Annotated in this window: 12 protein-coding genes and 6 tRNA genes; 12 read left to right on the top strand and 6 right to left on the bottom strand. The window is 42.7% G+C overall.

Features of this window, described 5'->3' with window-relative positions; genetic code table 11:
* Nucleotides 1–2: 2 nt before the first annotated feature.
* Entirely contained in the window at nt 3–1,343 is a 1,341-nt protein-coding gene (locus MSTHT_RS00720) for a TldD/PmbA family protein (RefSeq protein WP_181952218.1), read from the bottom strand.
* Between the two features lie 2 nt (nt 1,344–1,345).
* Entirely contained in the window at nt 1,346–3,448 is a 2,103-nt protein-coding gene (gene lonB / locus MSTHT_RS00715; protein WP_048166144.1) for an ATP-dependent protease LonB, read from the bottom strand.
* Between the two features lie 527 nt (nt 3,449–3,975).
* On the opposite strand from lonB, the gene MSTHT_RS00710 reads away from it, so the two are divergent.
* The gene (locus MSTHT_RS00710) at nt 3,976–4,812 is read left to right on the top strand and encodes a tetratricopeptide repeat protein (protein ID WP_082086702.1); all 837 of its coding nucleotides are present in this window, start codon (nt 3,976–3,978) and stop codon (nt 4,810–4,812) included.
* Nucleotides 4,813–4,929: 117 nt separating this feature from the next.
* On the opposite strand, the gene MSTHT_RS00705 is transcribed toward MSTHT_RS00710, so the two are convergent.
* Entirely contained in the window at nt 4,930–5,268 is a 339-nt protein-coding gene (locus MSTHT_RS00705) for a hypothetical protein (protein WP_082086701.1), read from the bottom strand.
* 491 nt (nt 5,269–5,759) lie between these two features.
* A complete protein-coding gene (locus MSTHT_RS13865; protein ID WP_082086700.1) occupies nt 5,760–5,969 on the bottom strand; it encodes a zinc ribbon domain-containing protein in 210 nt (69 codons plus the stop codon).
* Between the two features lie 137 nt (nt 5,970–6,106).
* Between MSTHT_RS13865 and MSTHT_RS00695 the strand changes: the two genes are divergently transcribed.
* From MSTHT_RS00695 to comE, 3 genes are all read left to right on the top strand, one after another.
* The gene (locus MSTHT_RS00695) at nt 6,107–6,571 is read left to right on the top strand and encodes a hypothetical protein (protein ID WP_048166141.1); all 465 of its coding nucleotides are present in this window, start codon (nt 6,107–6,109) and stop codon (nt 6,569–6,571) included.
* A 430-nt stretch (nt 6,572–7,001) separates the two neighbouring features.
* Nucleotides 7,002–8,252, top strand: a complete 1,251-nt coding sequence (locus MSTHT_RS00690; protein ID WP_048166140.1) for a cysteate synthase — start codon at nt 7,002–7,004, stop codon at nt 8,250–8,252.
* Between the two features lie 135 nt (nt 8,253–8,387).
* Nucleotides 8,388–9,542, top strand: a complete 1,155-nt coding sequence (comE, locus tag MSTHT_RS00685; RefSeq protein WP_048166139.1) for a sulfopyruvate decarboxylase subunit beta — start codon at nt 8,388–8,390, stop codon at nt 9,540–9,542.
* Between the two features lie 53 nt (nt 9,543–9,595).
* On the opposite strand, the gene MSTHT_RS00680 is transcribed toward comE, so the two are convergent.
* Nucleotides 9,596–10,912, bottom strand: coding sequence for a methanogenesis marker 16 metalloprotein (locus MSTHT_RS00680; protein WP_048166138.1), 1,317 nt, complete (start codon nt 10,910–10,912; stop codon nt 9,596–9,598).
* Between the two features lie 407 nt (nt 10,913–11,319).
* On the opposite strand from MSTHT_RS00680, the gene MSTHT_RS00675 reads away from it, so the two are divergent.
* The 8 genes from MSTHT_RS00675 (at nt 11,320) to MSTHT_RS00645 (ending at nt 13,122) form a co-directional block, all read left to right on the top strand.
* Nucleotides 11,320–11,393, top strand: a tRNA-Val gene (locus MSTHT_RS00675).
* Nucleotides 11,394–11,465: 72 nt separating this feature from the next.
* Nucleotides 11,466–11,540: transfer RNA gene (locus MSTHT_RS00670), tRNA-Phe, on the top strand.
* A 4-nt stretch (nt 11,541–11,544) separates the two neighbouring features.
* Nucleotides 11,545–11,616, top strand: a tRNA-Gly gene (locus tag MSTHT_RS00665).
* A 185-nt stretch (nt 11,617–11,801) separates the two neighbouring features.
* A tRNA-Val gene (locus MSTHT_RS00660) sits at nt 11,802–11,875 on the top strand.
* 72 nt (nt 11,876–11,947) lie between these two features.
* Nucleotides 11,948–12,022 (top strand) — tRNA-Phe (locus tag MSTHT_RS00655).
* A gap of 4 nt (nt 12,023–12,026) precedes the next feature.
* A tRNA-Gly gene (locus tag MSTHT_RS00650) sits at nt 12,027–12,098 on the top strand.
* A 683-nt stretch (nt 12,099–12,781) separates the two neighbouring features.
* Nucleotides 12,782–12,913, top strand: coding sequence for a hypothetical protein (locus MSTHT_RS15275; RefSeq protein WP_259274556.1), 132 nt, complete (start codon nt 12,782–12,784; stop codon nt 12,911–12,913).
* Complete coding sequence (locus MSTHT_RS00645; protein WP_048166137.1) at nt 12,910–13,122, top strand: MoaD/ThiS family protein; 213 nt, start codon at nt 12,910–12,912, stop codon at nt 13,120–13,122. Before MSTHT_RS15275 ends, MSTHT_RS00645 begins: the two co-directional genes overlap by 4 nt.
* Before the next feature lie 491 nt (nt 13,123–13,613).
* On the opposite strand, the gene MSTHT_RS00640 is transcribed toward MSTHT_RS00645, so the two are convergent.
* Complete coding sequence (locus MSTHT_RS00640) at nt 13,614–14,012, bottom strand: transcriptional regulator protein (RefSeq protein WP_048166136.1); 399 nt, start codon at nt 14,010–14,012, stop codon at nt 13,614–13,616.
* Nucleotides 14,013–14,258 lie beyond the last annotated feature (246 nt).

The following is a 14,258-nucleotide window of genomic DNA, read 5'->3' as shown; positions in this document are numbered from 1 at the left end:
ATTCAGGCACCTCCAACAAGGGCTTTTGAGATAGCCAGATGGGGAGAACCATCTGATACTGGTGCAAGCTGCCCGGCTTTTCCACATCTCCCTGCGGTCATTTTCAGGTCGTTGCCTACAAGAACTACGTGGTTGAGTATCTCAAGGGTTTTACCTGAGAGAGAAACATCCTTTATAAGTTCGGTGAGTTCTCCATTTTTTATAAGGTATCCTTTCTCAGCATTGAACTGAAAAATTCCTTCTCCGGTATTCACCTGTCCTCCTCTGGATCCTATAAGATACATCCCGTCCTTTATCTCTTCAAGCATTTCTTCAAATCTGGCATCCCCGTTATCTATGAAGGTATTGCTCATCCTGACAATGGGCATGGAATAGCCCTGGGCTCTGCAATTCCCTGGAGTTCCTCCGAGTTTTGCTGCGGTTTCACGGGAATGAAGATAAGAATTAAAGACTCCGTCCTTGATTATTTCTGTTCTTTTTGATTGTGCCCCTTCGGAGTCAAAAGGATAGTATCCGAACTCGTGAAGGGTAGGATCATCGATAATCGTAATAAGGGGAGATGCAATCTGCTCTCCAATCCTGTTTTCAAGAATAGAATCTCCTTCAAGGACAAGATCAGCCTCGGATGCATGTCCAACGGCTTCGTGAGCAAAGACGCCAGCCAACTCCTGATCAAGAATTACAGGCATTTCTCCGCCTTTAGGAGTTTTCGCATTGAGAAGTTCAACTGCAGTATTTCCCGCTTTGCTGGCAAGTTCCAGAACATTTTCGTTTTCAAAAAGCTCATATCCGTACCCAAAACGGCTCTCTCTGCCTGCTTGATACACGCCGTTCTCGGAGGCAACCGCAGAAACTACAAAACCGACGTTCGTAAGCTCATACCCCGCCTCAATACCTTCGGAACTCCTGTATTCGATTTTAAACTCGGATTCCAGGTACATCACTTTGGTACTGTTAACGCCCTTTACTTTTGCACTAATTTCTATATCCTTTAAAAGATCGACTTTTTCCTCAATAGAGACATCCTTCGGGTCAATCCTGATTTCAGGAAGATTCTTTACCTCAGGAGGATTTATGGCTGCAAGTTCTACTTCTTCCTTTGGGGTACTGGCATTCATAGAAAAAGCGAGTTTTGAGGCAGCGTCGACTCCTTTTTTAAGGTTGATATCCCCTTCTACTGAGGTGTAGCCCCAGGAACCTCCACAAAGAGCCCTTATGCCGGCTCCTCTTGTGAAGTTTCTGGAGATCTCCTCAATTTTTCCGTTATCAAGAATAATTGAGGTAGAACTGCCCTCAATTATCCTGCAGTCATAAAATTTAATGTGCTGCATAATATCTGTCATGATCAGTTCCTGCACCCAAGAAGATTCTTAGCCTGTACGGAAGCAGGTGTAACTTCGGGAATATCAAAGCTGAGCTTTGTAATACATCGAAGTTTTTCAATAATTGAGTTCTTTTTCGGACCTACAAGGCTGTGTTCCATTACCTCAGCAATAGAGGAAACGGGGATAATCTGAATCTTTTTCCTGTAAGCCTTCTCGATAAGAACATCTGCCTCATTTGCTTTAGGAATAATGACTTTCTTCAGGCCAGCCTGGGCTGCAGCCTCAATCTTATAGGTAACTCCTCCTACAGGCAAGACATCGCCCCTGACTGAAAGGGAACCTGTCATTGCTACAGTCTGGTCTACAGGAATCTTTTCTATGGCAGATATAACAGCAGTTGCAATGGAAACCGATGCACTGTCTCCCTCTACACCTTCGTAGGTTCCTACAAATTGGATATGGACATCATGTCTGGTGATATCCGTACCGGTCATATTTTTAATCACAGCAGAGACGTTTTGCACCGCTTCTTTTGCAATCGTCTTGAGTTTGCCTGTTGCTATAATTCTTCCTTCGGCTCCGGAAATTGCAGGAGTGACTTCGGATACAATAGGGAGTACAATTCCTGAGTCTCCGCCCATGACTGCAAGTCCGTTAACCCTGCCCACAGCAGAACCTTCTCTGAGGAAGGATTCGTAATCCTTGCGCTGTTCTAGGTAGCTGTCTGCAAGCTGCTGTTCAATAGATCTTGCAATTCTCTTTGCTGCAAGTACGTGCTCTGCAGTTGTCAATGGAGCGCCTTCGGAACGGGCAATATCCCCTGCCACACGCACAAGACCTCCAAGGTCACGCAGCTTGAGGGTTAAGTGTCCTTTCCTGCCTGCCCGCCTTCTGGCTTCACGGATCACTTCTTTTACTGCGCCTTCATCGAAGTGAGGGATATGACCGTCTCTGACAACTTCCTGAGCCACGAAGCGGACCAATTTCTTCCGGTTCTCGGGAGTGTCTTCCATCGAGTCCCGCATATAGACCTCGTAACCATAGCCTTTTATTCTCGACCTGAGCGCAGGATGCATTTTCTGCACAGCATCCAGGTTTCCTGCAGAGACCATGATAAAGTCACAGGGTACGGGCTCGGTTTTGACAAGTGCTCCCGAACTTCTCTCGGACTGTCCGGTAATTGGATATTCCTTTTCCTGAAGTGCAGTAAGAAGACTCTGCTGGGATTCCAGCTTGAGAGTGTTGATTTCGTCAATAAAGAGCACACCTTTGTGTGCCTTGTGGATATCTCCTGCCTCTACCCTATCGTGAGCGGGGGTTTCAAGCCCACCTGACTGGAATGGGTCGTGCCTTACATCGCCGAGCAGGGCTCCTGCGTGAGCTCCGGTTGCATCGATGTAGGGTGCGTGCTCTTTGTCGTAATTGGAAACCGCCAGTTTTGGAATCATCATTTCTTCTTTAGGCAAGAACTGGCGGGTTAACATGAGTATCATAATGCCTGCAATAATACCCCATAACAACTGGGCAACAAAATAAGAGTAAATAACAATGCCCACAACAAAAAGCATCATAAGCATATTTCTTGCCTGGACTTTCTTCCTAGCTTCCATCTTGTGAGCCATGACGATTTCTCTGCCCTTTCCTGCAGGAACCTCCCTTATTTTGGGATTGTTCAGATCCTCCAGGTTAGGGTATACAAGAATATCCTTGAGCTCCTCTTTAGGAAGAAGTTCTGCCATTGCTTTTGCAAGAAGGGATTTCCCTGTTCCTGGAGTCCCTATCATCATGATGTGCCGTCTCTGGCTGGCTGCCTTTTTCACGACTTCTACGGCATGCTCCTGCCCCAGCACTTGGTCGATAAGAAGTTTGGGCACTTCTATACTAGAAGTGTCTTCAAAATGAAAGCCAATATCAATATCTTCATCTTCATCCATGTCCTGATTGGACTCAGACGCGGCCTTAATCTGGTTGGGTTCAGGCTCAGTCATACCCCTACCGGACTCATCCCTCTCCTGGTTGGCCGCAGACTTGTCTACGGTCTGAACGGGTTCCCCCATATTTTGAGTGGGATCGTCCATCTTCCCCGAAGACTCGTCTATATTCTTATTAGTATTATTCACCATGGTTAGCTCACATATTCGAACGTTGTTGAATAGACGTTACTGATTAATATAAATACTTGAAGTTTTCTAAAAATAATGAGATTAGTGATAAAATGATGGGTGAAAAGTGGATGTTACAATAACTGATTTTTAAAGTTACTGTAGTACCCTCTCCATACTTTCGGCTAATTATATAAACTTACTGTATATAAAATTAACCTACCATTGTATATACAATATACAATATATAGAAACCTCTTATTATATACTATTCGCTAGTTGGACATCCATCTGATTCGAAAGCACAATCGAAAATTAACTTTCAAATCAATGTTTAGGAAGTCTCAAATCTTTTATGACATCTCCCCTATATATACATTAAGCATGTGCGCCAACTTGGGACCAATTCAGAGCTGGATTGAGTCGATTCAAAGCTGATTCAAGGTTAATTCAAAGCTGATTCAAAGTTAATTCAATGCCTTGCCCTTCTGGTTGCCCACAAATCGACATCGACAGCTATTTAAAAATACAAGGGGCATTTTTCTTTTATGTCCAGAAGCAAGGTAAGAAATCTCCTCCTTCTTAAGCAGATTCATAGTGCTGTAGCCCATATCAAAAAAGGTAAGCTGGATAAAGCCCTTGAAACCCTAGACAAAGCCGAAAACTCGGCAAGAAAGTCAAAATCCACTGATGCCCTCTATTATATTCTTTTTACGCGCGGAAGCATTCTTTATACTGCAGCGAAATATGATGATGCCCTTGGGACCTATGAGAGGGCGATTGATGCAGGTTCAGAACTACTTAAAGCCGATCCTGAGAATGTCGATTACCAGCACTATATGGGCACAACCCTGAGCAATACCGGAAACCTGCTTAAAAAGAAAGGTGAAACTTCACAAGCTGCCGAATATTACACCCGAGCCCGTGAGATCTATGCAAACCTCCTAGCAAAAGAGCCTGAGAATGCGGTTTTCCGATCCTATGCCGGCGAGAATCTGAATAATTATGCAGCTCTCCTCGCGGAAATGGGCTCTTTTGAAGAAGCACAGGAGGTTCTCAGGCAGGCAATTGAGCTTTACGAAAAGCTCCTTGAAGAAAAGCCAGACTACCTCGACTACCAGGCGGGACTTTCAGTCGCACTCAGCCAGCTTGGAAACTGCCTTATCCAGCAGGGTCCGGAAAATCACGATTCTGCGAAATCAAACCTTAAAAAAGCTCTTACCATGCAGGAAAATCTCCTCAACCAGCAGCCCGAAAATAAAAACGTAGCAGAAGCGATTGCTTTAACCCGCGAAAGGCTGAAAAAACTGGAAAATGCGGAAAAACAGGAAATACTGGAGAACCCAGATAATACGGGGAACACGGAAAGTACGGAAGAGGTTTGAGGTTCTCAGACCGAATTCAGATTAAATGCGCAGCATTACAGAACCTGTAAATCTTAAAATCTTAAAGCCTACAGATCCCCGAGACCTGGGACTTCTCAAAACCTGATACCACCAGATTTAAAGGTTTTTTTCCGAAAACAGCAGCATGTGCATATAAAATAAGACCAAAAGGCCTGCAGCGACCCCCCAGATAAACTGGAAAGTAAAGTATGAATAAATGACTAGCCCAAGCGCGAAAAGGGTAATGGCGATGTTTGCAAGCCTGACTTTCCTTCTCATTCGGGGGTCATGCAGGGTCCCGGCTTCTTCTTCATCCTGGTAACATTCCGTGAAGTAACTTCTTTCCCACTTCAGCAGGAAGTAAAGCCTCAGAATCAGGATATCGATAATTATGCCCCAGAGAAGCTGCCCAACATAGAGGGTATAAATAAGGATAGCTGCGAGAAAGATGCCCACAAGTAGAAGGTATATTTGTTCTCGTTTTCTAATCTCAGAAATCTCGATTCTACCCTTCCCCCAACACTCCGTATCTTTTTCTTGCTTTATTTCTCCATTAACATTATTTACCTTTTTTGTCCATGCGCCTCGGCGCAGCTTTTCCCTGCATGAAAAGAAAAAGAAGCAAACAATCTCTATCTCTTATTCACACTTTTTGCTACAACTACAGAGTAAAAAAACACAATATTTAAGCTATTCTGAATCAATTCTTTTATTGTGTCAGAGCGTTTGAGAAATTCAGCGGAAAAGCAATCTCAAAAGACCTTATCCTTAATGGAAAAAGGAAAATCGGAAGGAAACTTCTACGAACTGTCCTTATTAATCTCTCAAAACCTCCTCAAGCTCCGTTAAAGATGCTACTCTTCAGCTAAGGATAACAAGTACTTAAAACAGCAAAAAAAGTAAGAAGGCTGGCAATTTTGCCAGAGAATTCGTTTTGCGGCTTGACTTTACGTAAACAAATCGAAAATATTCCCAAGCATGCTGCTGTCAGCCTGGTAGAATTCGGTGTATTTACAGCGCTTGCAGGTGACGTGGGTGAATTTCTTGTTCTGGAGATCGAGGAGTTTACTGAGAAAACCGCCTGTAGTGCGGATCTCGCCGGTTTCGTATGAATTATTACCGCATTTGGGGCACACGAAGTTAATATTTCTGCTCATTTTCTTGTCTCGTTGTCTTTGATCTCACTGGAGTTTGTCAGTTAGTCAGGAGTAGCTTTACACTGGCAATATTTAATATTATTGCAAAAATAGAGAAAAGAAATATTAGATTAAAGAATAATAATTGCGTAAGAGCCATGAGAATAAAAGCTATAATTGCGATTGCGCTGATAATTTCGGCTGCCCTGATGGCTGCAAAGTTATCTCCGGGGATTGTTAATACTGACCAGTTCAGGGAAGGGAAGTACATCCACCTTGATAGAATGGAAATCGCGTTCAGTAAAACTGATGCGAGAATCAGTATTGAGTACCATCTAAGCCCTTTTGCCCAGGTGTATATATTTCTTTTTGGGAGCAAGCATCTGGAGCCCAAAATAGAGGAGATTTTTTATGATTTTGAAAATGTGGAAGTCAAGGAGATAGGGAAAAGCAGTGCAGTAATTGAAGTGAAGGGCGTCTCCAGGCGGAGTGATGAGAACTACCTGCATGAGTCCCGAAAATTCGGCATGTCACCTGATATCCTTACTGTGATTTATCCCAATGGTGCCAGGAGAAACAGTGAAAACGCAGACTCCACTCCGAATATATTTTACGATGCTTGAGACTGCTCAGTATAACTTTTAAGTAACTATAAAGTAACTTTCAATTGGATTAGTAACTTTCAGATGGCTTTCATTAATTTTTAATTAGCTTTCAATTAATTTTTAATTAGCTTTTATTTAATTTTTAATTAGTTTTTATTTAATATTTATTAGCTTTTTAATTAACCATTAACTGATACTTAGTGATCCAACACTTAATATTCCAATTTCACTCCATTCAAGCAGCTTTTCTATTCCTTTTACCCCATTCATCTCTTTACAGTCAATTTTATTTTTCTAGCTTTATACATTTGAATGTGATTTTTCTTCCTTTCTGAAGAAAAGAATATCCACTTAAGGACATTAATTTTATGATTTAGTACAAAAAGACGATTTTGTACGAATTTTAGGAATATATATTTAATAAGAAACCCAATTTTCTTTGATTGCGATGGGAAGATTCAAACTTAAATGTCTCAAGTGTGGAAGAGAATACGATCAGGAACACAGGCTCACCTGTGAGAACGATGATTCCTTTTTACGGACAGAATACTTCGAAAAAAAGCTGGAACTAAGAAACCAGCCAGGTATTGGACGATTTCATTCCTGGCTTCCGGTTCAGGAAGAACTTATCACGGACGCGGGACCTATAACCTACAAAAGTGAAGCCTTTGCCAGGGAACTAGGGCTTTCAAACCTTTATATAGGGTTCAGTGGATACTGGCCCGAAAGAAGTGCGTTCATTAAAACCTGCAGTTTCAAAGAACTTGAAGCCTACCCGACCATGCAGCTTCTGAAAGAAACCGGGGGAAAAGCAATAGTTCTTGCCTCTGCAGGAAACACGGGCAGGGCTTTTGCACACGTCTCGGCTTTGACAGGAATTGATGTTTATATAGTGGTGCCAGATTCGGGAATCTCAAGTCTCTGGCTGCCCGAAGAACCAACCGAATCCATTCATCTTATACGCATGAGCCCCGGAAATGATTACACTGATGCTATCAATCTTGCGGGTCGGATTGCAAAGTTGCCTGGCATGGTTCCCGAAGGTGGGGCTAGAAATGTTGCCAGAAGAGATGGGATGGGCACTGTAATGCTGGATGCAGCCGTAACCATAGGGAGAATTCCTGACCATTATTTCCAGGCTGTCGGAAGTGGGACTGGAGGAATCTCAGCCTGGGAAGCCTCAATACGCCTCAGGGATGACGGGCGGTTCGGGCAAAAACTTGCGAAACTTCAGCTTTCCCAGAACCTTCCTTTTGTGCCAATGTACAATGCCTGGCAGGAGAGGAGAAGAGATATTATTCCCGAACTTGATATGAAGAACGCAAAGAAACAGATCGAGGAAACTTATGCCACAGTACTTACCAATCGGGCTCCCCCGTACGGGGTAACAGGCGGGCTTTATGATGCTCTTGTAGACACTGACGGAATAATGTATGCAGTTACGAAAGAAGAAGCCCTTGAAGCCAAGTCCCTTTTTGAATCCCTGGAAGGAATCGATATCCTGTCCCCTTCGGCAGTTGCAGTAGCGTCCCTATTAAAAGCTGTAGAGGCAGGAAAGGTCTCGAGGGATGATACCATTCTCCTGAATGTTGCAGGTGGGGGATATAAACGTCTTAAAGAGGACTTCAACCTTTCCCAGGTCCCGCCAGTAGCTACTGCCACAGATCCGGACATGCCTCTAGAAGAACTGAATATATGATCCAAAAAACTTTGATTAGGAAAAAGACTAGGTCTGAGAAAGATCTGATTGGGAAAAAACTGATTAAAGAAAGATCTTAGCTGTGTTCAGAAAGTTACAGAAAAGTGAGAGAAGGAAAGCTAAAGAGGCGCTTCCATGGCAAATCCGGAAGAAGAAGTTATAGCAATTATGAAAAAAACAGGGATAGACCTTGCTGCGACTCTGCCCTGTGACAGAATCAAGAACCTGCTTCCCCTGGTTTCAGAGAATTTTCCAGAAATCCGGTTAACAAGAGAAGAGAACGGTGTGGGCATCTGTGCGGGAGCTTACCTTGCAGGGGGGAAGCCCATGATGCTTATCCAGAGCACAGGGCTAGGAAATATGATAAATGCCCTGGAGTCGCTGAATGTAATATGTAAGATCCCCCTGCCTGTGCTGGCAAGCTGGCGTGGAGTATATAGAGAAGGCATAGAAGCACAGGTTCCGCTTGGTGTCCATCTGTCAGCAATCCTTGAGGGAGCAGGGCTGGAATTTACAGTAATCCATGAAGCTGAAAAACTCCCTCTCCTTGAAAACGTGATAAGAGATGCGTTTGAAAACTTAAGGCCGCATATTGCCCTGATCTCCCCGAAAGTTTGGGAAGGCTCGGAGTGCTGCGCCTGGGAAATTGCAGGAATGCCTGAGAAGCCGGAGGTTATGGAAAGGACATGCAGGTTTAATTTTACAAGGGAAACTCTAAGACCACTCATGTTAAGGAACGATGCGATTTGTGCAATTGCTTCCGAACTCGATGATGAAATTACAGTAATAAATCTGGGAGTGCCCTGCAAGGAGCTTTATGCTTGCAGGGACAGGGATCTTAATTTCTATATGTTCGGCTCAATGGGGCTTGTCTCGTCTATAGGGCTTGGCATAGCTCTTCGAACTAAAAAGACAGTTGTGACCTTTGATGGGGACGGCAGTCTGCTTATGAACCCCAATGCCCTGCTCGAGATTGCCAGAGAAGCCCCGAAAAACCTGATAATTATATGCCTTGATAACGGTGCATACGGCTCCACAGGCTCACAGGAAACCTGCGCTCTACGATATATTGACCTAGAGATTCTCGCCAATGCCTGTGGAATCCAGAACACGGCTAAAGTAAACAGCAGAGAGGGACTAATCGAAGCTTTCAGGAAATTTCGAAGCATGCAGGAACTTTCCTTTATACATGTAATCCTGAAACCCGGAAATACAGGAGCTCCGAATATCCCCCTGAGCCCTGAAGAAGTTACAAAACGCTTTAAAGAAGCTCTAAAAGCCGAAAATTAAAGGAAATTTAAAAACCGGAAAGCTGGTAAAATTCCCATCAGCCTTTTTTAGTATTACTCTCTCCAGCTTATTTTTTCTACAGGTTCGGTAAGCCTGAATCTTCCTGTCAGGATTTTTTCTTTAAGTTCCTCAGCGGCTATAATTGCCCTCGCACGGTCAGACTGGCGCAGGGTCACTTTAATATCCCTGAAGCAACCTCCGACTGCACATCTGACAGAACCCAGGTTTGCACTGAAAGCTTCTCCCCTGCACCTTGAAATGCAAAGCCCACAGTTAAAGCAAAGTTCAGGCTGGTGTACAGCTCCGGTTTCCCCGCGTCTTACAGCACCCATAGGACAGGCTTCAATTACAAGGCAATCCATGCAATTAATGCATTTTTCGGGATCGTACTTAATATTCAGGTCCGCATTATCCCAGACATCACCGTAGGTAATCTCACAGAGCGGGATTCGGCCTGCAAGGTCTACCAGCTTTAGTGGAATTTCCTTATCGAGTTTCAGGATATTTTTCATCATCCCTTCATGAAGGATAGGGATTGGGACAGCCCAGGTATTGATAATTTCAGGACCTGCAGATGTTACAAAGCCTCCCATGTATTCAGGAATCATGTCATGCATGTCCGCAAAACCTGTAAGATTCGGATTATCCGGAGCGCTTCGAGTGCCGGCACCGGTGACAAACCCATCTGCTCCGTTGATAAGCACTCTTGTTCCGATCCCTATAGTCTCGAGCCTGGGGTCATTTTCAATGGGATTTAACTCACCACAGCCGCAAAAAGTCATTTCTTTAAACTCGCCTTCAAACGGTAGGGCATGAAAAATAGTTTTGATAGACTCTTTCCCGGGATTTACAAAAGCTCGGTAATTCTTAAAAGTGTGCCTTGTCGCATGGAGTTTTGCATAGGGGATTTCAGAAAGCTGCGTCTCCACCGAGAATTGTTTTCCTTCACTGGTAGTTACATCAACTTTAATAGTCTTTCCTTCTACCATCTCCCTGAATAGATGTCCGCCTCCGTAATTGGGATCGAACTCGCTGTGAGCGGTTCCGAGTACGATCAGATCAAGGATTCCGAGCCTTTCATTAGGGCAGGGACCCACAACTGCAGGCACACCGTTAAGCAGGACTTTAGAAGCTTTGACGAAGGAGTCAGGCTCTGCAACTTTGAACGAAAGTACAGCGTATGTTCCGCTCATAATGCCGCGCGTTGCAGTAGTTACGACATCCACATCTTCAAACCCTATCTCCTCTCCTGCCCGAATTTTCGCACAAATTTCTGTTGCCGTTAGAACCACGGCGTCCCCGGCATCAATCTTATTCTGAATTTCCAGAATTGTGCGGGATTTTCCTATGTCATCAAGTGCTCCGTTCATGTTACCTCAACCGGGATATTGAAGTTCATCCTATTTTAGAAGCATGTTTGCTACAACCATAGATAGCACAATTCTGAGAACAAAACCTGAAAACAAATTAAAGCAGTCTATTAAAGGAAAGAGATAAAGAAAAAGCTGGAAAAATAAGTAAGAAATGGGGAAAGTAAGTAAAGGATGGAAGGGTTAAAGGTATAAGAGCTTTTAAGAATTGAGCGGAACTTAAGAATTTGAGCCTAGAGTCCAAAGTTTGAGGCAGAAGTAAAAAATTAGCTCCCACAATGCAAAATTATTTATGTTTTCGAGGTTGATTTGAATATAAGAAGTCTAGACCACCCAAAACTTATATAAATGATGATGTGTACTATGGAGTTACACTTTGGTGCGAAAAACGGAAGCAATAAACGACTGGGCTCGTGGTCTAGATGGTTATGACGTCGCCTTGACATGGCGGAGGTCCTGAGTTCGAATCTCAGCGGGCCCACTCAAAAATTCCGGAGATTTTCTGGAAAGTAAAAAACAGGTTACTATTCATAATTAAATGGCAATTTTGCCTGCCCAGGTAGCTCAGTGGGAGAGCGCTGCCCTGAAGAGGCAGTTGTCCCCGGTTCGAATCCGGGTCTGGGCACCAGAGTACATCAGTAGTGTAGCGGTTATCACCGGGCGTTGCCAACGCTCGAACCCGGGTTCGAATCCCGGCTGATGTATCACCCGAGTCCCGTCTCGGGAGGACGGGGCACTTTTCACAAGCCTTTTCAAAAAACTGCTTGAGCGCAAACTTTTTAGAAAAAAGTTTGATCAAAAACCTTTTCAAAAAAGGCTTGAGCGAAAAATCTTTTTAAAAGATAAATATCCGGGCAAAGAGTTCCTGGCAAAAAAAATCAAACATAAAGGGCTCGTGGTCTAGATGGTTATGACGTCGCCTTGACATGGCGGAGGTCCTGAGTTCGAATCTCAGCGGGCCCACTCAAAAATTCCGGAGATTTTCTGGAAAGTAAAAAACAGGTTACTATTCATAATTAAATAGTAATTTTGCCTGCCCAGGTAGCTCAGTGGGAGAGCGCTGCCCTGAAGAGGCAGTTGTCCCCGGTTCGAATCCGGGTCTGGGCACCAGAGTACATCAGTAGTGTAGCGGTTATCACCGGGCGTTGCCAACGCTCGAACCCGGGTTCGAATCCCGGCTGATGTATCACAAGCCTTTTCAAAAAAGGCTTGAGCGAAAACCCCAAGCAGCAACGGTGTGGTCAAGCGTCGCAGCGGTTTAAGCTCAATGGTTGCACTCAGGCAGATTGAGTTGTAATTCAATTACGCCAAAAAATAGTTGAATTAGTATAATTTTTGATATTCTTATTTTTATCGATTTTCCACCCTTTTTATTAATTTCTTTTTCTTTCTTACTAATTTTTTTCTTGCTTGCTAATCTCTTTTGCCTTCTTGCTAATTTCTTTTAACACTTTCCTCTTCTTTCTCTGCTCTCTGGAAGTTCTGATCTTCCAACTAAACATGTATTAAAGTTTTTTGTTTTGAGTTTGAAGTAAATATTTTATTGTCCGAACTTCCAAAAAATATAAAATCTTGGAAAAAATGTACTGTTTGTTATATTTAATAATTCAATCCCAGATATTTTTTGTCAACTTTTCGAATGATATCAGGTTCAACGTTAACCATGATCGGAGTCGATATTTAGAATAGTAACAGACATTGATATGGAAAATTAAATATGTTAACCATTCATCGTTAACCAAAAAATTAATTAAAACATAAAATCATTATAATTACTGGATATACATCTCTAGAAGACAGAGACAAGTCTGCTCGAGGAGATCTATACCAACTATGTTGCAAACCTGAAAAATCGTAGGAGATTTGAAAATGGCAGCAGGAAAGTTCCAGAAAAGGAATGCAGAAAGGAAAGGCATCAGAAAAGAATATGAACTGGAGCAGAAATTAATAAAGAAAATCGTAAACGAAATTCAGGTAAGCGGCGGTGGATCTATAGAGTGAGTAAAAGAGTACACGTAACAATCCAAGCTGGAGAGATTTCTGAGCAGACCGTAGAAATAGCTGAGAGCGCTACCTACGAAGACCTGCTAAACACTTTGAATATAAATCAGGAAACAGTACTTGTATTAAATGGAGGGAATGCTGTCCCCCTAGATGGAGCAGTCAATTCCGACAGACTTACAATCCTTAGAGTTGTCACAGGTGGCTGACCTGCCAGCAAAAGGTACAACCCTCCTTTTATTACAATTCCTTTTTTCCACCTTTTTTTTGAGCTTATTTTTATCATCAGGACATTACTCTTATTAATCCTTATCCTATCATCTTATCAAGCCTTTCTCTTATCAAGCCTTTTCACAAACACAAACCTTTTAGAAAAAAAGCTTGATTGCAGACTTTTTAGAAAAATAGCTTGATCACAAGCCTTTTGAAAAAAGGCTTGAATGAAAACCCCCAAGCAACGGCATGATCAAGTGGTGCAAAGCTTGAATATAAACGGGCGAGGAAGAACAGAAACTGCAGTAAGAGCTGCAAAGATTCGAAATAGAATTGGTTTTAATACGAAATTATTGAGTGTACTGAGGGGAATCAGGGAGAGTAAAGAAATAGAAAGAAAAAATGATGAGAAGATATTTACTTCCATAATGGGCGAATTCCAGAGAGGATTATCAGCCATTATGGAGCAAATTCTGTTTGAGGGTCTTTATTTTGAGGGAGTAATAGGCACCTTTTTACTCATGACCTTCAGCTTCTTAATTGCTGAGATGGTTGCCTGAGATTCTTTATAAATTTTATCTTCATAATAGCTTATAATCTCGTCAACGGGAGCTGCGAGAGAATAAATCTTTATAGGGCGCCCTTTACCAGGTTTCTTTTCCGAACGAACGTTGACCCAGGACTGGTTGCGCATCAGCCTCATTGCAAGGCTTACTTCAGGTTGTCTTAGTCCGGTACTGATTTCGATTTCACGGGATGACGCCTCGTCAACATTCATAAGATATGCCATAGTCATAGCGACATTTCTGGACATCCCGAGATTCCTTAACGTTTCAATAAAAATGTGGTCGTTTTCGTCCAGCACTTTTACTTCATAGTCTTTCATGATAACCCCTTTATACTTGTAGTTTAGCGAATAAGTTGGTCAGTAAAAATAATTTCAAGATAATTATGTTTAGACCTTTAAAGACTTCTTTTATAATCACCTTTCAAAACTGACAACAATTCCTAAATATATACACTGTAGATATATTTATACGGTAACGTATTCCGTTTTGAATTTTTAAAGGCATAAAAATCGTTTTTACGTGATGTAGCAGATTGTGCTCGTTTTAAGTCCAACAACCGGTTA

Origin of the sequence: Methanosarcina thermophila TM-1, assembly GCF_000969885.1 — an archaeon.
Taxonomy (GTDB): domain Archaea; phylum Halobacteriota; class Methanosarcinia; order Methanosarcinales; family Methanosarcinaceae; genus Methanosarcina; species Methanosarcina thermophila.
This window is presented reverse-complemented; position numbering and strand designations above follow the sequence as displayed.